At 66.2% G+C, this 24,606-nt stretch carries 24 protein-coding genes; 16 read left to right on the top strand and 8 right to left on the bottom strand.

The genetic code is table 11. The features are described from left to right. Nucleotides 1-96 precede the first annotated feature (96 nt). The 8 genes from QM672_RS01890 to QM672_RS01855 all read left to right on the top strand — a co-directional run bounded on the left by QM672_RS01890 (nucleotide 97) and on the right by QM672_RS01855 (nucleotide 9,045). The gene (locus QM672_RS01890) at nucleotides 97-2,226 is read left to right on the top strand and encodes a tetratricopeptide repeat protein (RefSeq protein WP_415080461.1); all 2,130 of its coding nucleotides are present in this window, start codon (nucleotides 97-99) and stop codon (nucleotides 2,224-2,226) included. After that, a complete protein-coding gene (locus QM672_RS01885) occupies nucleotides 2,216-3,136 on the top strand; it encodes a 4-(cytidine 5'-diphospho)-2-C-methyl-D-erythritol kinase (RefSeq protein ID WP_367624237.1) in 921 nt (306 codons plus the stop codon). Before QM672_RS01890 ends, QM672_RS01885 begins: the two co-directional genes overlap by 11 nt. Before the next feature lie 158 nt (nucleotides 3,137-3,294). Then, complete coding sequence (gene purD, locus QM672_RS01880) at nucleotides 3,295-4,566, top strand: phosphoribosylamine--glycine ligase (protein WP_415080460.1); 1,272 nt, start codon at nucleotides 3,295-3,297, stop codon at nucleotides 4,564-4,566. 3 nt (nucleotides 4,567-4,569) lie between these two features. Next, nucleotides 4,570-5,421, top strand: coding sequence for a patatin-like phospholipase family protein (locus QM672_RS01875; protein WP_415080459.1), 852 nt, complete (start codon nucleotides 4,570-4,572; stop codon nucleotides 5,419-5,421). A 285-nt stretch (nucleotides 5,422-5,706) separates the two neighbouring features. Further along, entirely contained in the window at nucleotides 5,707-6,579 is an 873-nt protein-coding gene (locus QM672_RS01870; protein WP_311933826.1) for a TIGR01459 family HAD-type hydrolase, read from the top strand. Nucleotides 6,580-6,584: 5 nt separating this feature from the next. Continuing rightward, the gene (locus QM672_RS01865; RefSeq protein ID WP_367624240.1) at nucleotides 6,585-7,544 is read left to right on the top strand and encodes a bifunctional riboflavin kinase/FAD synthetase; all 960 of its coding nucleotides are present in this window, start codon (nucleotides 6,585-6,587) and stop codon (nucleotides 7,542-7,544) included. Then, the gene (locus tag QM672_RS01860) at nucleotides 7,541-8,311 is read left to right on the top strand and encodes a pyrroline-5-carboxylate reductase (protein ID WP_311933829.1); all 771 of its coding nucleotides are present in this window, start codon (nucleotides 7,541-7,543) and stop codon (nucleotides 8,309-8,311) included. Before QM672_RS01865 ends, QM672_RS01860 begins: the two co-directional genes overlap by 4 nt. A gap of 44 nt (nucleotides 8,312-8,355) precedes the next feature. Beyond that, on the top strand, nucleotides 8,356-9,045 hold the full coding sequence (locus QM672_RS01855; protein WP_415080458.1) for a DUF4336 domain-containing protein: 690 nt from the start codon (nucleotides 8,356-8,358) through the stop codon (nucleotides 9,043-9,045). An 8-nt stretch (nucleotides 9,046-9,053) separates the two neighbouring features. On the opposite strand, the gene QM672_RS01850 is transcribed toward QM672_RS01855, so the two are convergent. From QM672_RS01850 to QM672_RS01835, 4 genes are all read right to left on the bottom strand, one after another. After that, entirely contained in the window at nucleotides 9,054-9,992 is a 939-nt protein-coding gene (locus tag QM672_RS01850; RefSeq protein WP_311933832.1) for a DMT family transporter, read from the bottom strand. Nucleotides 9,993-10,009: 17 nt separating this feature from the next. Then, nucleotides 10,010-10,585 carry a TetR/AcrR family transcriptional regulator gene (locus QM672_RS01845; protein WP_311933835.1) on the bottom strand — a complete coding sequence of 192 codons (576 nt, stop codon included), beginning with the start codon at nucleotides 10,583-10,585 and terminating at the stop codon, nucleotides 10,010-10,012. A gap of 86 nt (nucleotides 10,586-10,671) precedes the next feature. Next, nucleotides 10,672-11,070: a VOC family protein gene (locus QM672_RS01840; RefSeq protein ID WP_311933837.1), complete on the bottom strand. Its 399-nt coding sequence runs from the start codon at nucleotides 11,068-11,070 to the stop codon at nucleotides 10,672-10,674. 93 nt (nucleotides 11,071-11,163) lie between these two features. Next, nucleotides 11,164-12,993, bottom strand: a complete 1,830-nt coding sequence (locus QM672_RS01835; protein ID WP_415080457.1) for a glycoside hydrolase family 15 protein — start codon at nucleotides 12,991-12,993, stop codon at nucleotides 11,164-11,166. A 307-nt stretch (nucleotides 12,994-13,300) separates the two neighbouring features. On the opposite strand from QM672_RS01835, the gene QM672_RS01830 reads away from it, so the two are divergent. Beyond that, nucleotides 13,301-14,566, top strand: coding sequence for a hypothetical protein (locus QM672_RS01830; RefSeq protein ID WP_415080456.1), 1,266 nt, complete (start codon nucleotides 13,301-13,303; stop codon nucleotides 14,564-14,566). Here the strand turns inward: QM672_RS01830 and QM672_RS01825 are convergent. The 3 genes from QM672_RS01825 to QM672_RS01815 are packed head-to-tail and all read right to left on the bottom strand — an operon-like array spanning nucleotide 14,541 to nucleotide 16,316. Further along, a complete protein-coding gene (locus QM672_RS01825; RefSeq protein WP_415080455.1) occupies nucleotides 14,541-15,161 on the bottom strand; it encodes a hypothetical protein in 621 nt (206 codons plus the stop codon). The two genes, QM672_RS01830 and QM672_RS01825, sit on opposite strands and share 26 nt — an antisense overlap. Beyond that, nucleotides 15,148-15,711: a hypothetical protein gene (locus QM672_RS01820; protein ID WP_415080454.1), complete on the bottom strand. Its 564-nt coding sequence runs from the start codon at nucleotides 15,709-15,711 to the stop codon at nucleotides 15,148-15,150. Before QM672_RS01820 ends, QM672_RS01825 begins: the two co-directional genes overlap by 14 nt. After that, on the bottom strand, nucleotides 15,708-16,316 hold the full coding sequence (locus QM672_RS01815; RefSeq protein ID WP_415080453.1) for a hypothetical protein: 609 nt from the start codon (nucleotides 16,314-16,316) through the stop codon (nucleotides 15,708-15,710). The genes QM672_RS01820 and QM672_RS01815 overlap by 4 nt, the downstream gene beginning before the upstream one ends. A gap of 173 nt (nucleotides 16,317-16,489) precedes the next feature. Here QM672_RS01815 and QM672_RS01810 point away from each other — a divergent pair, with 173 nt between their 5' ends. Together QM672_RS01810 and QM672_RS01805 are read left to right on the top strand one after the other, a co-directional pair. Beyond that, a complete protein-coding gene (locus QM672_RS01810; RefSeq protein WP_415080452.1) occupies nucleotides 16,490-18,142 on the top strand; it encodes an FAD-binding dehydrogenase in 1,653 nt (550 codons plus the stop codon). 64 nt (nucleotides 18,143-18,206) lie between these two features. Further along, nucleotides 18,207-18,521: a DUF6665 family protein gene (locus tag QM672_RS01805; protein WP_311933851.1), complete on the top strand. Its 315-nt coding sequence runs from the start codon at nucleotides 18,207-18,209 to the stop codon at nucleotides 18,519-18,521. A 25-nt stretch (nucleotides 18,522-18,546) separates the two neighbouring features. Here QM672_RS01805 and QM672_RS01800 read toward each other — a convergent pair whose 3' ends face one another. Next, nucleotides 18,547-19,242 carry a GntR family transcriptional regulator gene (locus tag QM672_RS01800; protein WP_311933854.1) on the bottom strand — a complete coding sequence of 232 codons (696 nt, stop codon included), beginning with the start codon at nucleotides 19,240-19,242 and terminating at the stop codon, nucleotides 18,547-18,549. A gap of 421 nt (nucleotides 19,243-19,663) precedes the next feature. Between QM672_RS01800 and QM672_RS01795 the strand changes: the two genes are divergently transcribed. The 5 genes from QM672_RS01795 to QM672_RS01775 all read left to right on the top strand — a co-directional run bounded on the left by QM672_RS01795 (nucleotide 19,664) and on the right by QM672_RS01775 (nucleotide 24,606). Beyond that, nucleotides 19,664-20,398: a DUF969 domain-containing protein gene (locus QM672_RS01795; RefSeq protein ID WP_311933856.1), complete on the top strand. Its 735-nt coding sequence runs from the start codon at nucleotides 19,664-19,666 to the stop codon at nucleotides 20,396-20,398. A gap of 1 nt (nucleotide 20,399) precedes the next feature. After that, complete coding sequence (locus tag QM672_RS01790) at nucleotides 20,400-21,353, top strand: DUF979 domain-containing protein (protein ID WP_311933859.1); 954 nt, start codon at nucleotides 20,400-20,402, stop codon at nucleotides 21,351-21,353. A gap of 124 nt (nucleotides 21,354-21,477) precedes the next feature. Further along, on the top strand, nucleotides 21,478-22,161 hold the full coding sequence (pcp, locus tag QM672_RS01785) for a pyroglutamyl-peptidase I (protein ID WP_415080451.1): 684 nt from the start codon (nucleotides 21,478-21,480) through the stop codon (nucleotides 22,159-22,161). Between the two features lie 46 nt (nucleotides 22,162-22,207). After that, nucleotides 22,208-22,999 carry a LamB/YcsF family protein gene (locus QM672_RS01780; protein ID WP_415080450.1) on the top strand — a complete coding sequence of 264 codons (792 nt, stop codon included), beginning with the start codon at nucleotides 22,208-22,210 and terminating at the stop codon, nucleotides 22,997-22,999. Beyond that, complete coding sequence (locus QM672_RS01775) at nucleotides 22,999-24,606, top strand: carboxyltransferase domain-containing protein (RefSeq protein WP_415080449.1); 1,608 nt, start codon at nucleotides 22,999-23,001, stop codon at nucleotides 24,604-24,606. Before QM672_RS01780 ends, QM672_RS01775 begins: the two co-directional genes overlap by 1 nt.

Below are 24,606 nucleotides of genomic sequence, written 5' to 3'. Positions count from 1 at the left end.
TGTTCCCTCGCCTCAAAGCAGCCATGGTAGCGGCGAATAATTCGCGACTGCGTCGCCTGTGTCGAGGCGGCCGGCTGATTCGGAGTTTTCTTCCCTGTGCCCCTGTCTTCCCGCACGTCTTTTTCCGCCGCCTTGTTGGCGATCGCCCTCTCGACGACCCTGATAGCGCCGGCACTGGCAGCCAAGGCGCTCGAACGTCCATTCAGGCCGACTTCCGCTTCAGGCAGCCTGTTGGCTGGCAGGCTGGCTGCCAATGTGCGTGACGACGACAATGCGGCCTCCTTCTATGCCAAGGCGCTGAGCAGCGGTCTGTTCAAGGACGAACAGGCTCGGCAGGAGTTGACCAACCGCACCTTCATCGCCTTGCTGACCTCGGGCGAGATGGACAAGGCCGTCACCTTCGCCCGACGCGTGGTGGCGATCGACAAGAAGAACCCGATCGCCCATCTCGTGCTCGGCATCCGGGCGTTGAAGGGGCGGGACTATACCAAGGCCCGCGACGAACTCGCCTTCACGCTCGACAAGCCTATCCTGCAGCTGGCGACGCCCCTGATCTCGACCTGGACCTATGCAGGCGCCGGCCAGACCAAGAAAGGCGTGGTGGCCAGCGACGACATTTCGTCCAATGATGGCTTTTCCACCTTCAAGAATTTCTCCACCGGCATGATGCTCGACATGGCCGGCATGCGCGATGAGGCGATCGCCCGGCTCAAGGACGCCCATGAGCGCGATGCCAATGCCGTCTCCATCGTCGACGCCTATGCCCGCGCACTGGCGCGCGCCGGCAAGAAGGACGACGCGCTCAAGGTGCTGGAAGCCTATTCGGCCAAGGTGCCTCGCCAGCCGATCGTCGCGGCACTGATCGCCGACATCAAGGCGGGCAAGCGCATCGGGCCGGCCGTGACCTCGGCCCAGCAGGGTGCGGCCGATATCCTGGTCTCGGTCGCAGCCGGCATCGCCAAGCAGGGCGGTGCCGACTATGCCGTGGTGTTCTATCGCCTGGCGCTCTATCTGGAGCCCGCCAATGCCACAGCCCTGATCGGCCTCGCCGAACTTTATAGCGACCTCAAGCAGCCCCAGACCGCCGAGACCCTGTTCAAGAGCGTGCCCGCCTCCTCGCCACTCAAGCGCAACGCCGAAATCGAGCTTGCCACCACGCTGGACGAGCTCGACAAGACCGATGAGGGCGTGGCGCATCTGAAGAAGATCATTTCGGCCAATCCGCAGGATCTGGACGCCATCATCTCGCTCGGCGGCATCTTCAACCAGCGCAAGCGCTGGGAAGAGGCGTCCGTGGCGTTCTCCCAGGCGGTCGACGTGATCGGCAAGCCTACCCGCAATGACTGGGCCACCTTCTATTACCGCGGTATCGCCTATGAGCGGATCAAGCAGTGGCCCAAGGCCGAGGCCGACTTCAAGAAGGCGCTGGAGCTCTTCCCCGATCAGCCCTCGGTGCTGAACTATCTGGGCTATTCCTGGATCGACCAGGGCATGCATCTCCAGGAAGGCATGGAGATGATCAAGAAGGCCGTCGATCAGCGTCCGGATGACGGCTATATCGTCGACAGCCTGGGCTGGGCCAATTACAAGCTTGGCCAATATGACGAGGCGGTCGAGCAGCTCGAGCGCGCGGTCTCTCTCAAGCCGAGCGACCCCACCATCAACGACCATCTCGGCGATGCCTATTGGAAGATCGGGCGCAAGCTGGAGGCGACCTTCCAGTGGCGCCACGCTCTCGATGCCAAGCCCGAGCCGGACGAGAAGGCCAAAATCGAGCAGAAGCTGAAGGACGGCATGCGGGACACGGCCTCGGCCGACGCCAGCAAGGCCAGTGACGTGGCCAAGTCTCCGGATGCGCCCAAGCCCGCGGACGAGGCAAAGCCCGCGGACGAGGCAAAGCCCGCCGACGCACCGAAGACGCCGGATGCACAGCCCGAAAAGCCGGCCGATGCCGACAAGCCAACGGAAGCCCCCAAGCCGGCTGACCAAACCAAGCCTGCTGATGATCCCCAGCCCGCAGGCGAAACAAAGCCGGCTGATACCTCCAAGCCGACTGATACCTCCAAGCCGGTGGAGGCTCCCAAGCCCGTCGATCCGGCTAAGCCTGCTGATGCGCCCAAACCCGCCGATGCTCCTAAACCCGCCGATGCTCCCAAACCTGCCGATGCTCCCAAGCCGGCGGAACCCGTGAAGCCCGCCTCGCCGTCCAACAGCAATGGCGGCTGACGTCACGGCGGCCGGCGGGGCGGGAGCCTCGCCTGTGTGGCTGAACGAGAAAGCCCGTGCCAAGGTCAATCTGACCTTGGCCGTGCTGGGGCGTCGAGCGGACGGCTTTCATCTGCTCGACAGCCTGGTCGCCTTTGCCGATATCGCCGACGAGCTCAGTCTCGAGCCGGGCCCCGGCCTCTCCCTGGAAGTCTATGGTTCTCGCGCGAAGGAGGCCGGCGCGGTCGCCGACAATCTCGTACTCAAGGCAGCCAAGGCGCTCGCCGAGAGGCATGATGGCCTCACACTCGGGCATTTCCGGCTCGACAAGCGCCTGCCGGCGGCAGCCGGCATCGGCGGCGGCTCCTCGGATGCCGCAGCTGCCCTGCGCCTCATCGCCCGCGCCAATGAGCTGCCGTTAACGGACGAAAAAGTCCTGGCCGCTGCCCGCGCCACGGGCTCCGACGTGCCGGTCTGCCTGCAAGTGGTGGGTCGATGGATGCGCGACGCAGGAGAAACGCTGTCAGCTCCGGTTCCCCTGCCCCCTCTGCCCGCCGTCCTGCTCAATCCGGGTGTTGCCACGCCGACAGCGGATGTCTTCCGAACCCTCGCCCTTCCCGCGGGGACGGCCATTTCCCCCGACCTTTCCCTGGCCGCGGCCATCGAAGGCGAGAAAAGCCCGACGGCACTGATCCGCCATCTCGATCGGGGACGCAACGATCTCGAACCGGCGGCGCTTGTGCTGCGCCCAGCCATCGGCGAGGCGCTCGCCGTCTTGCGCGGCCAGCCCACCTGCCGCCTCGCCCGCATGTCGGGCTCGGGCGCCACCGTGTTCGGCCTGTTCGAAACGGCCGAGGCGGCAGTTGCAGCAAGACAGGCGATTGCAGAGCGTCGGCCTGGCTGGTGGGTGGTGGACACCGTCATCGGCTGAGGGCGGCGGCCCTTGGAGCGCGGACATCTTGTCCGCATTTTCGCGGCGTTTCCAAGAGCGGACAAGATGTCCGCCCTCCCCGCCACGCGCTTCGACATTGCATCCTGCCCCTTGATCGGGCAAAGGTCCGGCCAACGGAATTTCTGCAGGCGGTGACGATGAACATTCTTCTGATCGGATCGGGCGGGCGCGAACATGCCCTGGCCTGGGCGATATCGGCGAGCCCGCTCTGCGAGAGGCTCTATGCCGCGCCGGGCAATCCCGGCATGGAAGAGTGTGCCATCTGCGCCGCCCTCGACCCGACCGACCATCAGGCGGTGATCGCCTTCTGCCGCGAGAACGAGATCGACTTCGTGGTGGTGGGTCCCGAGGCACCGCTGGTCGCCGGCCTGGTCGACGATCTCGCCGCGGCCGGCATCAAGGCCTTCGGCCCCAGCAAGGCCGCCGCCCAGCTCGAAGGCTCCAAGGGCTACACCAAGGATCTGTGCCAGGAATTTTCCATCCCGACCGCCGCCTATCGGCGCTTTACCGATGCTGTTGCTGCGCGCGCCTATGTCCAGGAACAGGGCGCGCCGATCGTGATCAAGGCCGATGGCCTGGCCGCCGGCAAGGGCGTGGTGGTGGCGATGACGCTGGACGATGCCCTTGCTGCCGTCGAGGCCATCTTCGCCGGCAGCGTCGGCGAGGCCGGCCACGAAGTGGTGGTGGAACAGTTCCTGGAGGGCGAAGAGGCGAGCTTCTTCGCCCTGTGCGACGGCACCACCGCCCTTCCCCTCATCTCCGCGCAGGACCACAAGCGCGTCTTCGATGGCGACAAGGGCCCGAATACCGGCGGCATGGGCGCCTATTCGCCGGCCCCCATCATGACGCCGGAGATGGAAGAGCGTGTGATGGAAACCATCATTCGCCCTACCGTGCGGGCCATGGCCGCCCGCGGCACGCCGTTCAAGGGCGTGCTCTTCGCCGGCCTGATGATCACCAAGGATAGCCCTGAGCTGATCGAGTACAACGTCCGCTTCGGCGATCCGGAAACGCAGGTGCTGATGCCGCGGCTGCGCTCGGACCTGTTGCCGGCCCTGATCGCCTCGGCCGACGGCTTGCTCTCCACCATCTCGCTGCGCTGGAAGAACGATGCGGCGCTCTGCGTGGTGATGGCGACCAAGGGCTATCCCGGCAGTTTCCAGCGCGGCTCGGAAATCCGGGATCTCGCCAAGGCGGCTTCGCTCGACGACGTGTTGGTCTTTCATGCCGGCACCAAACGCTCGGGCGACCATATCCTTGCCAATGGCGGGCGCGTGCTCGGCATCACCGCCAGCGGCAAGACTGTCGCGGAGGCACAGAAGCGGGCCTATGAGGCCGTCGATCTCGTCGACTGGCCCGAAGGCTTCAGCCGCCGCGACATCGGCTGGCGTGCCATCGGCAAGGCCTGAGCCATGACGCCGGCAGCCACGCGTTCGAGCAAGACCGTGGCCTTGGCCCTTGGCGGCGGCGGGGCACGCGGCCTCGCCCACATCCCGATGCTGGAAGTCTTCGACGAGCTCGGCATCCGGCCGGTTGCCATGGCCGGCACCTCGATGGGGGCGATCTATGCCGCTGCCTATGCCGCCGGCCTCTCGGCTGCCGAGCTCCATGCCTATACGCTGGCCATGCTCGCCGATCGGCGCGGCATGCGCAACAAGCTGATGGCAGCGCGCAGCGGGCGGCTGGCAGACCTGTTTTCCGGCCTCGGCAATCCGGTGATGATCGATGCCGAGGTCTTTTGCGACGCCTTCCTGCCCGAGGCCGTGCCCCAGGCCTTTGCCGATCTTGCCATCCCGCTCACCATCGTGGCCACCGACTATTATGGCCGCCGTGAGCGGGCCTTCACGGCCGGCCCGCTGCGCCAGGCCGTCGCTGCCTCCATGGCGATCCCCGGCGCCTTCAGGCCGGTGCGCATCGACGGCCAGGTGCTGGTCGATGGTGCCACCGTCAACCCGCTGCCGCTCGACCACCTCACCGGCAAGGCCGACATTCTCGTCGGCATCGACGTCTCGGGCGCCGCGACCATCGCCGCCGAAACCGACATGCCCGGCACCTTCGAGGCGATGTTCGGGGCCCTGCAGATCATGCAGGCGGCGATCGTCGATGCCAAGGCGGCCCATTATCGTCCCGACATCCTGATCCGTCCCAATGTCGGCAGCATCCGTGCCCTCGATTTCGCCCGCTCCAGCGTGGTCTTCCGCCTCGCCAGGCCGGCAAAGGAGGAACTGAAACGGAAATTGGGCGAGCTGCTGGAGCGGGGATAAGTCAGGTTCCTTCTCCCCTTGCGGGTGTCGCCAACTCCGAAGGAGTTGGCTAGAGGTCCCGGCAGGGGGATGAGGGGTGCAGCGATTTCCCGACCAGGTTGCGTATCTCCCCTCATCCGTCCCTTCAGGACACCTTCTCCCGCAAGGGGAGAAGGCGGTGGCGCTCTTTCCGGCCCCTTTCGACGCCCCCGCTCCCTTGTCTCTTCCCAGCCCGGCGTTGAGGGCTTATGTGAAGGGCACCACCGTCCCGCACCGCTTACCCCCTTCGACCGGAAAGGCCCCGCCTTGGCTTCCTCGCCCCGTCTCATCCATGGCTTTCGCGAGATTGCCAGCGCCTATGACCTGATCTTCTGCGATATCTGGGGCGTCATCCACAACGGCCACAGGGTGTTCGACGGTGTTGCCGACGCCCTCATCGCCTATCGCCGGCAGGGCGGCGTTGCGGTGCTGGTCTCCAACGCGCCGCGGCCGGCCCAGTCGGTGATGCCGCAGCTCGACCGGCTCGGCCTCCCGCGCGAATGCTGGGACGCCATCGTCACGTCGGGGGACGTGACACGGGCACAGATCGCCGCCGTGGCGGCAAAAAAGGTCTTCCATCTCGGCCCCGATCGCGACCGGCCGCTCTATGACGGCCTCGGCATCCGCTTCGCCGATACGCCCGAGGAGGCCGAAGTGGTCGTCTGCACCGGCCTGTTCGACGACACCACGGAGACGCCGGAGACCTACAGGGACATGCTGGCCGGCTTCAAGGCGCGCGACGTACCGATGATCTGCGCCAATCCCGACCTCATCGTCGATCGCGGCGGCACCATCATCTATTGCGCCGGGGCTCTGGCAGAAGCCTATCGCGCCATCGGCGGCGAGGTGGCCATCTGCGGCAAGCCCTACAAGCCGATCTACGACGCGGCCTTCGAGACAGCCGCCTCGCTCCGCGGCAAGCCGACATCCTCCGAGCGGACCCTGGCCATCGGCGATTCGGTGCGAACCGATCTCGCCGGCGCGGCCGCCATCGGGTGCGGCGCGCTGTTCATCTCCGGCGGTATCCATGCCCTCGAGGCCGGCCATGAGGGCGACGGCGTCGACCCCGAGGCGCTTTCTGCCTTCCTTGCCGACAAGGGCGTCATTCCCGACGCGGTCATGCCGCGGCTGATCTGGTAGACATCATGGCCTTCGAGCAGTTTCTCGATCCCGTCACCCTGCCCGCCCATCTTGCCGGTGCCGCCATCGCGATCGGCAATTTCGACGGCGTGCATCGCGGTCACCTGGCGGTGATCGATGCGGCCGAGGCTCTCGCCAGGGGCTCGCAGCCGGGACCGCATCATCGGTCGCGCCCGGCCGTCGCCCTCAGCTTCGAGCCGCATCCGCGCAGCCTGTTCCGGCCGGACGAGCCCCTGTTCCGGCTGACGCCGCCTGCCTTGAAGGCCCGCCTCCTGCAAAAGGCCGGCCTCGACGCGCTGGTCACCCTCACCTTCGACCGGGCGCTTGCCGGCATGACGGCGGAGGAATTCCTGGAGGAACTCGTGGTGCGGCGACTCGGCGCCCATGCCGTTGCGGTCGGCTATGATTTTCATTTCGGCAAGGACCGCCGCGGCACACCCGAATTCCTGGTGCAGCATGGCCGTGCGCTTGGCCTCGACATCGCCATCGTGGCACCGACGCGCGAGAGCGGCGAGGCCGTGTCCTCCTCGGCCATTCGCCGCGCCCTGGCGGCGGGCGACATCACGCGCGCCAATCGCCTGCTCGGCCATGAATGGTCAGTGCTGGGCACCGTCGTCCACGGCGAGAAGCGCGGCCGCGAACTCGGCTTTCCCACGGCGAACATGGCGCTCGATCCGCAATGCGGCCTCGCCCTCGGCATCTACGCCGTGCGTGCGGTGATCGACGGCATCGTGCATGCCGGTGTCGCCAGTTTCGGCCGCCGCCCGACCTTCGACAATGGCCCGCCTTTGCTGGAAACCTTCGTGTTCGACTATGCCGGCGATCTCTATGGCAAGGAAATCGAGGTCGCCTTTGTCGGCTATATCCGCGGCGAGCAGAAATTCAGCTCGATAGAGGCTCTGGTCGCGCGCATGAACGAGGATAGCCGTATCGCCCGGCAGATGACGGCACAGGCCGCGCCATGAAACTCGGCTTCATCGGGACGGGTGCGCTGACATCGGCGATCGTGACCGGCCTCAAATCGGTGGCCGACAACGACGTGCCGGTTGTGCTGTCGCCGCGCAACGAAGCTATTGCCGCCGACCTCGCATCGCGCTTTGCCGATGTTCGGATCGCGGCCGACAACCAGGCCGTTCTCGATGCCTGCGACACGATCATGCTGGCCGTCCGGCCGCAGATCGCCCATGACGTGCTGCCGGGCCTGCGGTTTCGCCCGGACCATCGCATCATCAGCCTGATCGCCACCCTGTCTCTCGAAGAGATCGTCGCCCTGGTCTCTCCCGCCGAGCGCGTCACCAAGGCACTGCCGATGCCGATGGTCGCCCAAAGGCAGGGGCCGACGATCATCTATCCGCCCGATCCCGACGTCGTGGCCTTCTTCGGCCGGTTCGGCAAGGCCTTTGCGGTGAAGGATGCTACCGAGTTCGATGCGCTGAGCGTCGCCACCGCGACATTCGCCACCTATTTCAAATATCTCGACACCCTTCACGGCTGGCTGCAGGGCCATGGCGTTGCCGATCCGACGGCGCGCGGCTATGTCACTGCTCTGTTCAGGGCCTTGGCGCAGGCGCCGGAGGCGGCGCCCGACGCCGATTTCATGCATCTGGCACAGGAATATGCGACACGTGGCGGCATCAACGAACAGGTCCTGCGCGAGCTGACCGATCGCAAGCTCTTCGAGGCTTTCGCCGAGAGCCTCGACGGCGTACACCGACGCATTACGGCGTCCTGAGCAGGCGATCGAACGGAACCCGGCAGACCGCGGGAAGATCGGCAATGCTGAAGAATTTCGGCGACGAGATCTGGATTGCGGATGGCCCGACCACCTCGGTGGCCGGCTTTCACTACCCCACCCGCATGGCCATCATCCGGCTATCCGGCGGTGATCTCCTCGCCTGGTCCCCGATCGCCTTGTCGCAGGATCTGCGGGCGCAGGTCGACGCACTGGGCGCGGTGCGCTGCCTGGTGCCGCCCAATTCGCTTCATCACCTCTTTCTGGGCGATTGGCAGCGCGCCTATCCCGGCGCCAGCGTCTATGCGCCGCCCGGCCTCAGGGCCAAGCGCAAGGAGATCCGCTTTGACCTCGATCTCGGCGAGGCGCCCATCCCGGCCTGGGCCGATGACCTCGACCATGTCCTCGTGCCGGGCAATCTGATCACCACCGAGGCGGTGTTCTTCCATCGCCCGAGCCGGACGACGCTGTTCACCGATCTCATCCAGCATTTCGACGCCGCCTGGTTCGAGGGCTGGCGGGCAGTGGTGGCGAAACTCGACCTCATGGTCGCCCCCGAGCCATCGGTGCCCCGCAAGTTCCGCATGGCCTTCGTGAACCGGCCAGCCGCGCGCGAGGCGATCAGGCACATCCTGGCGTGGCCGACCGAGAAGGTGCTGATGGCGCATGGCGAGCCCGTAACAGGGGACGGCCAGGCTTTCCTCGCCAGGGCCTTCGCCTGGCTGATCAAATGATGCACCGCTCAGGGATTGCGGGTACGGCCCGCTACGACGGCCGGTGACCGCGCGACGATGACGATCCCCGCCAGGGAAACCACCAGGCCCACCGCCATGGCCCAGGACAGCGGCTCACCGAACATCAGCCAGGCCCAGATCATCGTCACTGGGGGGCTGAGATACAGCACCGAGGTGACGCGGGTGGGTGAGGATTTGCGCAGGGCGATATAATAGAGGCTCCAGGCGCCGAAGGTCGCCACGAAGACCAGCCAGAGGATGCCGCCGATAAAACCCCTGTCGAGAACGGGCAGGACGCCGCCCTCATGCCAGGCGAACAGGGCGAAGATCGCCGAAGCGGACAGGCACTGGATGCACAGGCTCTGATGCACGGGCATGGCGCCGGCGGGGCTGCGCTTCTGCAGCAAGGTCGCCAGGGCCAGCGACAGCGTGCCGAGTACGGGCAGGCCATAGGCCCAAAGCGGGACATGACCCATGTCTAAAGACCAGCCCGAGGCGATCAGGACGCCTGCCAGGCCGAGGAATGAACCAAGCCACTGGCGCGCACTCAAGGCCTGCCCCAGCACCGGCCAGGACAGGATGGCCACGGCCAGGGGCAGCATGTCGGCAATCAAGGCGACGAGGCCGGTCGGCACGCCGAAGACGATCGCCAAAGCGAAGCCGGCAAGGTAGCCGGACATCGCCAGCGCGCCGAACCATATCTGCGGCAGGACATCCTTCCAGCGCAGCGATGGTCCAATAGTGAGCGCGAAGGGCAGCAGGACCAGGCCGGAGACCAGGCTGCGCCACAGCAGGATCAGGAAGATCGGGGCATGATCGATCGCAAACCGGATGCCGACGAACCCGGCGCTCCATGAGATCACCAATGCGGCTTCGAGCATGAGCAGCGCGGCGATCGACACAATCTTGCTTTCCCGGGGAGAGGGCGTGCTGAGGGCTTCACTCATGGGATCGACATCCGGTCTCAGAACCGCTCCAGGATCGAGGCGGCAATCCTGCGTGCGGTCTTCAGGCGACCGTCATGCCCATCCAGCCCGGCACGCGACATGGCGCCTTCGAGCAGGAAGGAAAGATGTTCGGCAGTTTCGACGATCGCCGTACCCGCCTCCGGCCGCATCTCGCCGAGATAGGCCCTGAACAGGCGCTCGACTTCCTCCTTTTGCGAGGCGACCGACGCACGGCCCGGATCACCCACCGGAAGTTCCGCCGCGGCGTTAAGCAGCCCACAACCGCGAAAGCCCCAGTCATAGGCGGCCTCGGCATGATCCAGATAGGAATCGAAGATCGCCAGCACCCGCTCCTGCGGCGTTGCCGCGCTCTTGAGGCGCTCCTGATAGATCGCCTGCCATTCGGTGCGCCTGCCCTGGATATAGGCATTCACCAGATCGGCCTTGGACGAGAAATTATTGTAAAGGCTCATCTTGGCCACCCCGGCCCGCGCCGTGATGGCGTCGATACCGGTGGCGCCGACCCCTTCACTGTAGAACAGTTCCGCCGCTGCCTTCAGCAGACGCTCCCTGGCTGGCATGCGGTCCGTCATGATCCTCGCTCCGTGATTAGGTAGACCGATCTACCTAATCACCTCACCTGTCAAGCCCCTTCTCTGCAACGCGGCAGCTGATGAGCCTATCTCTCGGATTTACAGACGGCTTCGATGTGATGGCCATCCGGATCGATTACGAATGCGGCAAAATAGGTCGGGCCATAATGGGCGCGAAGGCCGGGTGCGCCATTGTCGGCACCGCCGCGCGCGAGAGCCGCCTCGTGAAACTGCGAAACCGCCTGCCGGCTGGGTGCGGCAAAGGCCAGATGGAAACCGGCGCCGGGAGACCGTGCCTGTTCGCGCCTCAACTTGATCGTGAACTTGTCGCCGCCGCCGGGCAACCCGTAGCCTACCGCCTGATCCGGATCGTCAGGCTGCAGATCCTCCCACACGCGCACATAGCCGAGGGTCCCCAGCACGGCGTCGTAGAATGCGGCGGAGCGCCGGATCTCCGCGACGCCGAAGGAAATGTGATGCAACATGCCGAGCCCCTCTGTGGAACAGCCGATCGGTGCCGGCGAGAATCAGCTGGCGATCGTAGTCCATCCCCTCGGCCGGACGCTCGCCAGCGACGATCAGACGGCATCCGCCTGCGCCACCGACTGGCCGCTCGCCTCGACCCTCTCCTCGGCGGGGCCGGTCTGCCGCGCCAGATTGAGGGCGGTGTTGATCAGCCCGATATGGCTGAAGGCCTGTGGGAAATTGCCGAGCATGCGCTCCGCGATCGGATCATATTCCTCCGACAGCAGTCCCACATCGTTGCAAAGGCCCACCAGCCGCTCATAGAGACGCCGCGCGTCGTCCTCGCGGCCCTGTAGCACATAGACATCCGCCAGCCAGAAGGTGCAGACCAGGAAGGCTCCCTCGCCCGGCGGCAGGCCGTCATCGACATGGTCCGTGTTGTAGCGCAGCAGAAAGCCATCGCGCATCAGCATGGTCTCGACCGCCCTGACTGTGCCGATCACCCGGGGATCGTCCGCCGGCAGGAAGCCGACAAGCGGGATTTGCAGCAGGCTGGCGTCGATCGTCTTCGAGCCATAGGACTGCACGAAACTGCCGAGATCCGCGTCGAAGGCCTTGCGGCAGACATCGTCATGGATCTCGTCGGCCACGCGCTGGCAGCGCTCGGCAAAGGCGGGCCTGTCCCCGGACTTGATGGCCATGTTGGCGGCACGGTGGAAGGCCACCCAGGCCATCACCTTGGAATGGGTGAAATGCTGCGCTCCGCCGCGCACCTCCCAGATCCCCTCGTCGGGACGGCGCCAGGCGGTTTCGAGGAAGTTCATGATGACTTCGCTGAGCGCCCGCGTGCGGGGATGGCGCTGCAGGCCGCCGGCAGCGGCCTGCATCATGGCATCGGCAACCTCGCCATAGACATCGAGCTGGAATTGCTCGGCAGCGGCATTGCCGATCCGCACCGGCCGCGATCCCTCATAGCCGCTGAGCCAATGGGGCTCCCATTCCAGGAGATTGCGCTCACCCGACAGGCCATACATGATCTGCATCTGCTCGGGAGCCCCGGCGATGGCCCGCATCAGCCATTCGCGCCAGGCGGACGCCTCCTCGTAATAGCCGAGCTTCATGAAGGCCTGCAGCGTCATGGTGGCATCACGCAGCCAGCAATAGCGATAATCCCAGTTGCGCGGACCACCGATCTGTTCGGGCAGCGAGGTGGTGGCGGCGGCCACGATGCCGCCCGTCGGCATATAGGTGAGCGCCTTCAGGGTGATCAGCGAGCGTTTGACGACATCGGTCCAGGGGCCGACGGATGGACAGCGCGCGGCAAAGTCGCGCCAATAGCTTTCCGTATTCGCCAGCGCGGCCTGGACATCGGGTTGGGTCGGCCGTGGCGTCGTGGAAGGGCCGTAGGTCAGCACGAAGGGCACCTGCTCACCGGCGCTGACCTTGAAAGACCCTGCGGTGTGCAGGTCCTCGCCCTCCAGAGGCACCGGCGTCGAGAGGATCAACCGATCCGGCCCTGCCACCGCCGTGATGGTGCCGTCATCGGCCCTCGTGACCCAGGGCACGGTGCGGCCATAGTCGAAGCGCACCACGAAATCGGTGCTGAAGGCGACGGTGCCCTTCCGGCCCACCACCAGCCGGATGAGGTCGTTGGTGCCGTCGCGCAGCGGCATGAAATCGATCAGGGTGGCGACACCCTCATCCGTTTCGTAGGTCGTCTCCAGGATGAGGGTGTCGGGCCGATAGCGACGGCTGATCCGCGCCTTCCTGTCGGTGGCGGCAATGCGCCAGCGCCCGTTCTCCGGCGTGCCGAGCAGGGCCGCGAAACTGGCGGGCGAATCGAAACGGGGAAAGCACAGCCAATCGATGGACCCGTCGCGTGACACCAGGGCCGCCGTTTCACAGTCGCCGATGAGGGCATAATCTTCAATCCGAGACGTCAAGGGATCTCTCCTTTCGACAGCCGGGACGCGGCATGCCCATGACGGGGCACCTGCAGCGCCTTTTCGCGGAATTGGCTCATAGGCGGCATTTCGACCGGAGCCCCGGTGATTCACCCCTATCTTCTCCTCCGGAATGCGGCGATTTAGTGCCGAAGCCGGAGGTTGCAGCCCGGGAACGGCGAAGATCTCTCCCTGGAGGAACGATCGACCTGCCTCTCATCTGGTCCATCGTACTTTCGATTGCTATGGTCCGCACTCAAATCCGGCGCCGCAACCGCGCTGCCAACAGCAGAAGGCCTCCAGCACATTGTCGGCGCTCACCCGTCTCCTTCCCACCTGGATGGTCCTGCTCCGACGCTACTGGCCGCAATTGATGGCAATCTGGCTGATCGGCATGCTGGCCGAGGACGTGCTGACCGAGATCGCCGTGCGCATCGGCTTCCTCAATCGCCTGGCTGGCCTCTCGACGCTCACCCTGGTGGTTCTGGTCAAGCTGGTGGTGATCGTCGCCCTGTTCGAACTCGTTCGGCCTGGATTGCCGGCGCTGCAGGCGGCGGCAAGGGCTGCCGAATCACCGGAGAGCCCGCCTCGGGAGAGTGGGCCCACCGGCTTCACCATGGCGTTGTCCCTGGCCCTGGTGCCGTTCTTCGCCTTCTATGCCGCCTGGGGCTTTCTCGGCGATACCGTACGCGAATATTCCAAGCTTGCCCTCGATCTGACTCCCTTTGGCGAGAATGCCCGCATTCTCGAAGTCAGCGGAGGCGGGCTGCTGCTGTTGCTGGTCGCCATTGCCTGGCTGGTGAGGCTGGGTGCCAAATATATGCACAAGCGCTCCAAGCGCGTGCTCTGGCCTTTCCTGATCGTGGTGTGCGAGGCCAATTGGGCCTTTATCGCGCTCTATGTGCTGCAGAACTGGCATGACAAGATCATGGCCTGGATTGCCGGCCTGCCGGAGTTCCTGAACCCCTCGCTGTTGCCGGCCGCTCGCGCGGCAAGCATCGCCCCGCCGGTCGAGGCTGCGTCCGCCTCCTGGTGGGACATGCTGTCGGCCCTGTTCTCCTACGCGCTCTATCCAGCCGTCTGGCTGACCCTGGCGGCGCTGGTCTACGGCTATGACATCGGACGGGCGGGGGCGTCCGTACAGGGCCGCTGGAGCAGGGCGATCGCACGCTGGGACGGATTACCCAAATTCCTGCGCGATTTTCTCGCCCATTTCGTGGCCGGTACGGCCAGGCGTTATCGTGCGCTGGCGGAGGGCCTCGGCCTGACTTTCGGCACGGGTCTCAGCCTGATCGTCGTCGTTCTCGTCGCCTTCCGTCTCCTGGACTGGGGCTCGGCCTGGGCCTGGTACGCCGCCGCCCGCCTGATCGGTCCTCATGAGATCGGCCTGTGGCAGATCATCGCCCACGGCCTCTCCATCCTGCTGGGCAGTCCGAGCGCACCCGGCAGCGGCGCCCTGATCATGCCCCTGAAGATCACGTTGCTCGCCGCTGGACTGGAAACGGGCTTTTCCCAGGGCCGGCAATGGCGCAGCGCGCGCCGGCCGATCAGCGCGGTTCCAGTTGGAAGCTGAGGGCGTCCGGCAGGGCCGAACGGAAGGAAAGCCGCACGGAAAGGTCCGAAGCGGCCTCGGACGGAAGCAGGAACTTCTCCTCGACCAGCGTCGGCTGGCCATCGAGGCCGATGGAACGGGCGGCCTCGAAACATCCCGCCACGGGCGTTGACTTCGGCTCCAGCGCACGGCTGATGTCGCGGGACAACACGAAGGACAACGGGCTCCAGCGCTGCCCCTGCCCATCGAGCAGGGTCAGGCTGCAGCCCAGCCAGATGGCCTGCCGCTGTGCCTCATCGACGACCCTCCCCTCGGGCACCGCCTTGAGGCGGACGATGAGAAGCTTGCGGCCCTTCGACAAGGGCAGGCGCGTACCCTCGCCGCCATCGACGAACTGGGCCGAAACGAGCGACCAGTCGGCACGTGCATAAGGGGCAGCCTCGCCAGGCTTGACCGTGGCGATGCGCAGTTCGTGCGAGGCGACATAGTCCAGGATGTCGACCCGGGCACCGAAGGCAAAGACGGCCAGCAGGAGCACGGGTATCGCGATCAGGCTGCGCCAGTACCAGCGCGTGGCGGGCCGGCTTTCCGGGAGTGCCTGTTCAGAGGGGGTCACGGCCGATCTCCAGGACGGTGCGACGGATGGCGGAACCTTCGTTGAGGGAGATGGCGAGCTGGGCTGTAAGCCGCGGAAAGGCCTCCCGCGAAACCACCAATTCTGCGCCTGCGAGTTCGTCGGCCGGCAGCTCGAATATGAAGAGGCCCTGCTGCTGCAGGCCCGGCTGCAACTCCTTGCCGGACAGCAATTGGGACATGCCGTCCACCCGCGGGCTCTGCATATAGGTCCGTCCGCTGGCCCCACGAAGCGAAACGCCCGCCAGCATGAGTGTGCGATTGGTGGCGGACGCATCCGCCGTTACCACGGCCCAGACGCCGCCGGTGCTGCGTTCGACCTTCTTGCCATAGCGCTGGAAGACCAGCAGTTCCGAGAGGATGAGCTTGTCGACTTTCAGGTTGAACCCGGCGGTTTGAGCAGGTGCTCCCTGTCTGCTCGTCGTCTCGATCGGCCCGGTGAGAACGGCATAGCCAGGTGTCGTCCAACGCAGCAGCGCCAGCAGGACGATGCCCGTCAGCACGATCATCACGGTGATGGCGGCATTCTTCATCCGGGAGCCCCAGCGGCATCGAGAGGCACGCTCACGCGCGCAACATCATGCGGATTGAACCAGCCCGGCGCTCCATAGAGATTGTCCTTGGGCTTGAAGGTCACACCGGCGACGGTGAGCTCCAGCGTCTTGGGCAATGCAGTATCGGCCGGCAGGGTCCAGACGGCCTGCAGACGCTCCGGCAGGCGGGGCTGGAGCGCCATCAGCCGCTCCCTGTCCCGGACGAGGTAGAAATCAGGCCCCTCGGCGCCAGCGACATTGGTGAGCTTCAGGATACCGGTTACGGCATTGGAGGTGCCTTCGGTGCGGTTGGCAAGCGTGAGTTCGAGCACCACCGCGCGGCGGCCGGCCTTGACCGGGCGGCCATCCGGCAGCACCGAGGCCGGGGCGGCCGCGTTCGGCGTGACGAGCCAGCGCCCCGCCTCGATCGTCTGTCCTGCCGCCCTGTTCGGCACTTGGTCGGGATTGCGCAGCTGATAGAGCGAGGCGCCCAGCGAAATCGCGGCGGCTGCAAACCCGCCGATGCCGGTCAGCACCTTCGTCTTGAGGCTCTGGCGCGAAAATCCTGCGCGCAGCTTCGACAATGTCCCATTCGCATCGGCCATGAAACCGACTTAGTCGCTGAACGCCGCCCGGGCAAGATGCCGCAGGCGGGGACGACATCGCACCCACGCGCAATTTCTGCATCATGCCCGTGTCGCGATCGTCACATTCACCGGGTTCTGCCGCTGCGGTATTCATTGCATGATGCCTGACATCGCGAGTCGCGGGAGGGACCATGGCCGACGCGGATGCCATTGTCGTCGGGGCGGGCCTGGCCGGGCTGGTCGCGGCCAACGAGCTCACCGCCGCCGGCAAGCGGGTCATCCTGCTCGACCAGGAGCCTCGCCAGAATCTGGGCGGCCAGGCTTTCTGGTCGCTCGGCGGGCTCTTTTTGGTCGACAGCCCCGAGCAGCGACGCCTCGGCATCAAGGATAGTTTCGAACTCGCCTTGCAGGATTGGCTTGGCACGGCCGGCTTCGACCGCGAGGAGGATTACTGGCCGCGACGCTGGGCGGAGGCCTATCTCGCCTTCGCCGCCGGCGAGAAACGCGCCTGGCTGCGCGCCATGGGGCATCGGATCTTCCCCGTCGTCGGCTGGGCCGAGCGGGGTGGCGGCAGCGCCGGCGGCCCGGGCAATTCGGTGCCGCGCTTCCACCTCACCTGGGGCACCGGCCCGGGCGTGGTCGAGCCGTTCGAACGGCTCGCCTTGGCAGCCGAGGCGGAAGGCCGGCTCGCGCTGCGGTTCCGCCACCGCGTCGACGGCCTGATCCACGCCGGCGGGGCGATCACCGGTGTGGAGGGGAGCCTGCTCGCGCCCAGCGATGCGCCGCGCGGGGTCGCCACCTCGCGCGAGGTCGTGGGTCACTTTTCCCTGGCCGCGCCGGTGACGATCGTCGCCAGCGGCGGCATCGGCGGCGACCTCGAGCTGGTGCGCCGCCATTGGCCGCAGCGGCTCGGCCAACCGCCGGAGACGATGGTCACCGGCGTCCCCGCCTATGTCGACGGGCGCATGCTGGCCATTGCGGCACAGGCAGGAGCGCGACTGATCAATCGTGACCGCATGTGGCACTATGTCGAAGGCGTCAGGAACTGGGATCCGATCTGGCCTGGGCACGGCATCCGCATCCTGCCCGGCCCCTCCCCGCTCTGGCTCGATGCCCGGGGCAATCGCCTGCCCGGCCCGCTCTATCCGGGCTTCGACACGCTGGGAACGCTGGCTCATCTGCGCGCCACCGGCTTCGACCATAGCTGGTTCATCCTGACCCAGAGCATCATCCGCAAGGAATTTGCACTCTCGGGCTCGGAGCAGAATCCCGACCTCACCGGCCGCGACTGGAAATTGACGCTGCGACGCGCCATCGGCCGGCGGGCGACCGGGCCGGTGGAAGCCTTCAAGCAGCATGGCGCCGACTTCGTGGTGGCAGAGGATCTGGAACGTCTCGTCGCCGGCATGAATGCCCTGGCGCAGGGGCCCCTGCTCGACCCTGCCGCGATACGGCACTTGATCGAGGCACGCGACCGCGACCTTGCCAATGGCTTCGGCAAGGACGGCCAGATCATGGCCATCCGCAATGCCCGCCATTATCTCGGCGACCGGCTGATCCGCACGGCGCGGCCCCACGCTTTGCTCGATCCTGCCCATGGACCGCTGATCGCGGTCAAGCTCAACATCCTCACGCGCAAGACGCTGGGCGGCCTGGAAACCGACCTCGAGGGCCGGGTCTTCGGCGGGGACCTTGCTCCCCTACCCGGCCTCTACGCCATAGGCGAGGCCGCCGGCTTCGGCGGTGGCGGCATGCATGGCTATCGGGCGCTGGAAGGTTCCTTTCTCGGCGGCTGCCTGTTCAGCGGGCGGCAGGCGGGTCGTGCGGTGGCCGCAGCGCTGTAGCCGCGGTCAGGCTTCGCGCGAAGACGATATCGACAAGCGTTCCAGGCGGCGGCAGTATGCCGGCATGAGCGTCCGCCTGCCTCAGAATTTCTCCCCTGCCACCGCCCGCACGGCCCTCGACGTCCTCGGCGCCGAGATCCGCGTGGAGAAGGCCGCTTCGCTGGAACGGGCGGGCGAGGCCGCCGGCCAGGCCATGGCCGCCCTGCATGCGGCGGCGCCAGAGGACCCCGGCCGCTCCCGCCTGCTCGCCGATGCCGTCGACGCGGTCTATGGCTATTTCATCCAGCGGGAGTTGATGGGCATGGCCTCCCATGGCGGTGTCATCCGCGAGCTCAAGATACCGCCCGAAGTGCTGGTCAGGCTGGGCGTCAGGCGCTGACACGGTCCATCGAGGACCGGGCGCCTTACAATTCCCCGATGCTGCCATCCGCCATGCGCCGCGCATAGACGGCGAGGACCAGGCGTTCGGAATGGATGAGATAGTCGCCGAGCATGGCGGCCGCCCTGTCGAACTGCCCCGCTTCGGCCAACTCTAGAATGGCGAGGTTCCTGTCGACGAAGGGAGCGTGCAGGAATTCGGCATCCTGCAACATGCCGAAGGCGAGCCGCAGCTCCGCCAGAACCTGGGCGAAGAGCAGGTTCAGCCTTTCGCTGTCGGCCAGTTCCACCACAGCCATATGAAAGGCCATGTTGGCCGTGCCCACCCCGGGCCAATCCTCCACCGCCCGGCAGCGCAGGGCTTCCTCGAAGGCATCGCGCATGCGCTTCTTGGCAGGGTGGCGCGGATAGGCCTGGGCGAGGGCCTGACATTCGATCAGGCGCCGGACGCGATAGATGTCGATGATGGAGGCGATGCTCGGCACCGCCACGAACACACCGCGATTGGGAACGTGCTTGAGCAGGCCGTCCTTGGTCAGCACCCGGAAGACCTCGCGCAGCGTGTTGCGGGAAATGGCCAGATCGTCGCTGAGCGCCTGCTCCGACAGGCGTTGTCCGGGACCGAATTCGCCCTGTGTGATCTTGCGTCGCAATTGCTCGGCGACACGCTCGCCGAGCGTCAGGGCGGATGAGGCCGGACGGGGATCAGCCGGTTGCGTCATGGGGCGCTGCCTCGCGCCATTGCTCGATCTTCACTCAACGTTGCCATTCCACCTGTCCATGACGACGAGCCGGATTGTAGGGCAATCCTCGGGATTCACAACGAAGCCCCTGCGATCTCGACAGTGACAAACGGCCTGGGCTGAAAGGAAGGCGTGCTGCCGGGCAAGCCACGTCCGCGCCTGAAGGCCGAAACCCCGCTGCCGCCCCAAGCAGGACACGGCCAAAGGCCATCCCTTGCGGCCCGCTTTCCGATTGTTCGGGAAGCATCACAATATTGTTGAACAATAATTTATATACGTTCAATCAAAACTCTTGATCAAGGCATCAATTTCGATGATATTGCCGGCGGATCGGGAAATATCACCCTACAAGAACCGATCACTTATCCAGACCATCCAATGTCCCCGGGGAGCGAACACCGTGCCTAGTGACATCAGCCTATGGCCCCTCATCGGCGTGGCCATCATCGTCGCGGGCTTCGTCCTGCGCTTCAATCCCATGCTCGTCGTGATCGTTGCCGCGATCGGCACGGCTCTCGCTGCGAGTTTCCCGCCGCAGCAGGTTCTCTCCGCCATCGGCACCGGCTTCCTGAAAACGCGCAATCTGGCGGTGATCCTACTGCTGCCGCTCGCCGTGGTCGGCCTGCTCGAACGCCATGGCCTGCGCCAGCATGCCCAGGCCTGGATCAGCAGGATCCGCTCGGCGACGTCGGGCCGCCTGCTCATCGTCTATCTCGCAGCCCGGCAGCTGACGGCAGCGGTGGGCCTGACCAGCCTCGGCGGGCATCCCCAGATGGTGCGCCCACTGATCGCACCCATGGCGGAAGGCGCGGCCGAGGTCCGGCATGGCTCGCTCACCGAGCGGGTCCGCCACAAGCTCAGGGCCTTTGCCGCTGCCACCGACAATGTCGGCCTGTTCTTCGGCGAGGACATCTTCGTCGCCTTCGGCGCCATCGTACTGATGACGACATTCCTCCGAGAAGCCGGCGTCGAGGTCGAGCCGCTTCATGTTGCCTTGTGGGGCATCCCCACGGCGCTGACGGCCTTCGCCATCCATGCCTTCCGGCTGTCACGCCTCGATGCGGCCATTGCCCGCGATCTGGCCGAGGCTCCGTCCGATGCCGGCCTGCGGCCTGAAGCGCAGTCGGAGGGCTGACATGATCCTCTCCCTTTCACACCTGTTCTATCTCGTCGGAGCGATCCTGGCCGTCACGGCCGTGATGACCCTGGCCGACCGCAACCATCCCAAGCGCTTCAGCAGCGCCCTGTTCTGGGGCCTCTATGCACTGGCCTTTCTGATCGGGGACTTCCTGCCGCCGGCCGTGGTCGGCGTGGGCGTCGTCGTGCTGGCGCTGATTGCCGGGCTCGGTGGGGTCGGTGCCGGCCGTCACCACATTCCCAGCGCCGCCGAAGCGGTGGCCAGTGCAAAGCGGCTCGGCAACAAGCTGTTCGTGCCGGCGCTTGCCATTCCGCTGCTGACCGTGGCCATCACGCTTTCGGGCCATTACGTCATCATCGGCGGCACGCCGCTGTTCGATCCCAAGAATACCACCCTGCTCGCCCTCGGCATCGCCTGCATCGTCGCGCTCGTCCTCGCCTGCTGGCTGACGCGCGAAACACCCGTCCAGGGCCTGCGCGAATCCCGTCGTCTCACCGATGCACTCGGCTGGGCCCTGGTCCTGCCCCAGATGCTGGGCATGCTCGGCCTGGTCTTCTCCGATGCCGGCGTCGGCAAGGCGGTCGCCCATCTCACCACCAGCTATGTCAACATGGACCTGCGCCTGGTGGCGGTCGCGCTCTATGTCGTCGGCATGGCGCTGTTCACCGTGATCATGGGCAATGGCTTTGCCGCCTTTCCGGTGATGACGGGTGGGGTTGCCGTGCCGGTCCTGATCGGCGTCTATCACGGCAATCCCGCGGTGATCGCGGCCGTTGGCATGCTGTCGGGCTATTGCGGTACGCTGATGACGCCCATGGCGGCCAATTTCAACATCGTGCCGGCCGCACTGCTGGAGATCGACAAGAATGCCGTCATCCGCGCCCAGATTCCGACGGCGCTGGCGCTGCTCGCCGCCAATGTCGTACTGCTCTATGTCCTGATGCCTCTCTAGAGCAAAGCGCGCTCAGGCGTGAACGCTCATTTGCTCCGACTCTTTGGTTCGACGCGTCTTTGCGATTTGAAGTGCTTCATTCAAATCACAAAACGCTCTAGGACATCATTCGCGGAAAGCAGCCATGAGTTCCAAAAAGCCGCCGGACCAGACGCCGCCAAACCTGCTGATCACCGGCTTCGAAGCGTTCGAAGACGATGAGACCAACGCCTCCTGGGAGGTTGCCAGGGCACTGGATGGCTGGATCTGCGAGGGTGCCCTGGTCCGCGCGGTGCAATTGCCCTGCGTGTTCGGGGCCGCCATCGAGCGCTTGGACGAGGCCCTGAGACAATGGCGGCCTCGCCTCGTCATCTGCCTCGGACAGGCGAGCGGGCGTGCCGAGATCACGCCCGAGCGCGTGGCGATCAACCTCGACGATGCGCGCATTGCCGACAATGAAGGCCGCCAGCCGATCGATATCCCGGTGATATCGGGCGCGCCGGCTGCCTATTTCTCCTCGTTGCCGGTCAAGGCGATCGTGCGCGATCTCAGGTCGGCGGGGCTGCCGGCCTCGCTCTCCAACACCGCCGGCACCTTCGTGTGCAACCATGTCTTCTTCGCCCTGATGCATCGGCTGGCGACGCTGCGCCCGCTTGCCGGCGCAAGGGGCGGCTTCGTGCATATGCCCTGCCTGCCCGAGCATGCCGCCCGCCGACCCGGGCTGCCGAGCCTGGCGCTGGCGACGCAGGTCGAGGCCATCCGGCACCTCACGCACACCGCCCTCACCGTCCAGGAGGACGTGCGAGAGAGCGGCGGGCAAATCCATTGAGCCGCCAGGCAGCCGGGCGGCAAGAGCTTATCGGGAGCTTCGTGCCATGAACGTCGACCTCCACCACATCGATCTCAACAGCGATCTCGGCGAAAGCTTCGGCGCCTGGCGCATGGGCGACGACGAGGCGATGCTCGCCATCGTCTCCAGCGCCAATGTGGCCTGCGGCTTTCACGCCGGCGATCCCACCGGCATCCTCGCCACGCTGCGGGCCGCCACAGCCAAGGGCGTGACGGTCGGTGCGCATATCGCTTATCCCGATCTCGGCGGCTTCGGGCGGCGCAACATGGATGTGGCCAGCGAGGACCTGATCGCCGACACCATCTACCAGATCGGCGCGCTCAAGGGGCTGGCCACCGCCGCCGGTACCCGCGTATCCTACGTCAAGCCACATGGCGCCCTCTACAACACCATTGCCAAGGATCGGCGGCAGGCAGAGGCCATCATCGAAGGGATCCGGCAGATCGATTCCGGGCTCACTTTGGTGGCTCTGGCCGGCTCTCCCCTCATCGGCTGGGCGCGCGCGGCCGGCCTTGCCGTGGTCGCCGAGGCCTTTGCGGACAGGGGCTATATGCCCGACGGCTCGCTGGTGTCCCGCCGCGAGCCCGGCGCGGTGCTGCATGAACCCAAGGAGGTGGCGGCACGCATGCTGCGCCTCGTCACCGAAGGTACGGTTCCCGCCATCGACGGCAATGCGGTCCGCATCGAAGCGGATTCGATCTGCGTCCATGGCGACAGCCCCGGCGCCGTCGCCATGGCCCGTGAAATCCGAGCCTTGCTGGAACGGTCGGGGGTGGCCGTGCGCTCCTTCATGACGCCCGCAGACGGAGAGCCTTGATGCGCTTCCTGCCGGTCAATCTCGATGCCCTCATGGTGGAGTTGCCCGACCTGCAGCAGACCCTGGCCCTGCAGGCCTCCCTGCGCGCGGAGCCCATCGCCGGCATCGAGGACATCGTGCCGGCGGCGAGGACCCTGCTGGTGCGCTTTCGTCCGGGAGCCATCGCACAACGGGAGCTGATCAGTGCCATCGGCCGGCGTCGCCTCGATGCCAAGGTCGAGCAGAGCGGTACCCTGATCGAGATCCCGGTCCGTTATGACGGGGAGGATCTCGCCGAAGTCGCCGATCTTCTCAAGATTTCGGTCGAGGAAGTGATCCGGCGCCATACCGGCAGCGACTATACCGTGGCCTTTACCGGCTTCGCACCGGGCTTTGCCTATCTCAGCGGCGGCCATCCGAGCTTCGACCTGCCCCGGCGCGCCACGCCGCGCCCACGCCTGGCCGCAGGTTCCGTGGGTCTTGCCGGGCATTTCAGCGCCGTCTACCCGCAGGCCAGCCCCGGTGGCTGGCAGATCATCGGCGTGACGGACCTGCCGATGTGGGACCTTGCGCGCGAGCGCCCCGCTCTGCTGCAGCCCGGCGACCGCGTACGTTTCGTCGAAGCCAGCGGCAGGAAGGATCAGACGCGGAAACGCGACGCCAGCGCTTCCCTCCCCCGGCTGGCACAAGGCCAGGATGAGGGCATCCCTTCTTCCATCCCGCTCTTCGACGTCGTCAAGCCAAGTCCGCAGATGCTGTTCCAGGATCTGGGCCGCCCCGGTCAGGCGCGGCAGGGTGTCAGCGTTTCCGGCGCGATGGACCGCGCCGCCCTGCGCAGCGCCAACCGGCTGGTCGGCAACCCCAGCCCATTGCCAGGCATCGAGATCGCCTATGGCGGTTGCGAACTCCTCTGCCTCGGCGAGACTGTGGTCGCTGTCACCGGCGCCGAGGGACCGCTCACCCTGACGACCGCCGGAGGGTCTGCCTACCCCGTGCCGCGCTACGCCGCCATCGCACTCACTGCCGGCGACAGGCTGCATTTCGGGGAGCCCCAGGCTGGCATGCGCTCCTACCTCGCCGTGCGCGGCGGCTTCGCCGTTGCCCCGGTACTTGGCAGCGCCGCCACCGACACGCTGGCCCAGATCGGGCCGCCGGCCATTGCGGTCGGCGGTCGCCTGTCCGGGCTCGCGCCGCCGCCCGGCGCCGTGACGGGGCTGCCGGACGTCCCGCCCACGCTGCCGAAGCCGGGTGACCCCGTCATTCTCGACGTCGTCATGGGTCCGCGCTCCGACTGGCTCTCCAAGCAGGCACTCGAGGACTTTGCGGCCCAATCCTGGTCGGTGACGCCCCAGTCCAACCGCATCGGCATCCGCCTCGCCGGCGAACGGGCGCTGAAGCGCGCGCCGGCGAGCGAAGGCAAGGAATTGCCGAGCGAGGGCACCATCCAGGGCTCGATCCAGGTGCCGCCATTAGGCCAGCCGGTGCTGTTCCTCGCCGACCATCCGCTGACCGGCGGCTATCCCGTCATCGCCGCCGTCGCCCCGTACCATCTCGATCGCGCCGGCCAGATTCCCATCGGAGCGCAGATCCGTTTCCGGCCGATCACCCAGTTTCCAGGGGGACTATAA

The sequence above is a fragment of the Labrys sp. (in: a-proteobacteria) genome (genome assembly GCF_047605565.1).
GTDB lineage: Bacteria > Pseudomonadota > Alphaproteobacteria > Rhizobiales > Labraceae > Labrys > Labrys neptuniae.
This window is presented reverse-complemented; position numbering and strand designations above follow the sequence as displayed.

Excerpts from the sequence above, each read along its gene's own strand:
- QM672_RS01815 (WP_415080453.1), bottom strand. The coding sequence starts at position 16,316 with ATGGCCGATGCGAATGGGACATTGTCGAAGCTGCGCGCAGGATTTTCG.
- purD (WP_415080460.1), top strand. The coding sequence starts at position 3,295 with ATGAACATTCTTCTGATCGGATCGGGCGGGCGCGAACATGCCCTGGCC.
- QM672_RS01780 (WP_415080450.1), top strand. The coding sequence starts at position 22,208 with ATGAACGTCGACCTCCACCACATCGATCTCAACAGCGATCTCGGCGAA.
- QM672_RS01855 (WP_415080458.1), top strand. The coding sequence starts at position 8,356 with ATGCTGAAGAATTTCGGCGACGAGATCTGGATTGCGGATGGCCCGACC.
- QM672_RS01775 (WP_415080449.1), top strand. The coding sequence starts at position 22,999 with ATGCGCTTCCTGCCGGTCAATCTCGATGCCCTCATGGTGGAGTTGCCC.
- QM672_RS01805 (WP_311933851.1), top strand. The coding sequence starts at position 18,207 with ATGAGCGTCCGCCTGCCTCAGAATTTCTCCCCTGCCACCGCCCGCACG.
- QM672_RS01820 (WP_415080454.1), bottom strand. The coding sequence starts at position 15,711 with ATGAAGAATGCCGCCATCACCGTGATGATCGTGCTGACGGGCATCGTC.
- QM672_RS01800 (WP_311933854.1), bottom strand. The coding sequence starts at position 19,242 with ATGACGCAACCGGCTGATCCCCGTCCGGCCTCATCCGCCCTGACGCTC.
- QM672_RS01810 (WP_415080452.1), top strand. The coding sequence starts at position 16,490 with ATGGCCGACGCGGATGCCATTGTCGTCGGGGCGGGCCTGGCCGGGCTG.
- QM672_RS01860 (WP_311933829.1), top strand. The coding sequence starts at position 7,541 with ATGAAACTCGGCTTCATCGGGACGGGTGCGCTGACATCGGCGATCGTG.
- QM672_RS01875 (WP_415080459.1), top strand. The coding sequence starts at position 4,570 with ATGACGCCGGCAGCCACGCGTTCGAGCAAGACCGTGGCCTTGGCCCTT.
- QM672_RS01840 (WP_311933837.1), bottom strand. The coding sequence starts at position 11,070 with ATGTTGCATCACATTTCCTTCGGCGTCGCGGAGATCCGGCGCTCCGCC.
- QM672_RS01845 (WP_311933835.1), bottom strand. The coding sequence starts at position 10,585 with ATGACGGACCGCATGCCAGCCAGGGAGCGTCTGCTGAAGGCAGCGGCG.
- QM672_RS01850 (WP_311933832.1), bottom strand. The coding sequence starts at position 9,992 with ATGAGTGAAGCCCTCAGCACGCCCTCTCCCCGGGAAAGCAAGATTGTG.
- QM672_RS01885 (WP_367624237.1), top strand. The coding sequence starts at position 2,216 with ATGGCGGCTGACGTCACGGCGGCCGGCGGGGCGGGAGCCTCGCCTGTG.
- QM672_RS01790 (WP_311933859.1), top strand. The coding sequence starts at position 20,400 with ATGATCCTCTCCCTTTCACACCTGTTCTATCTCGTCGGAGCGATCCTG.
- QM672_RS01865 (WP_367624240.1), top strand. The coding sequence starts at position 6,585 with ATGGCCTTCGAGCAGTTTCTCGATCCCGTCACCCTGCCCGCCCATCTT.
- pcp (WP_415080451.1), top strand. The coding sequence starts at position 21,478 with ATGAGTTCCAAAAAGCCGCCGGACCAGACGCCGCCAAACCTGCTGATC.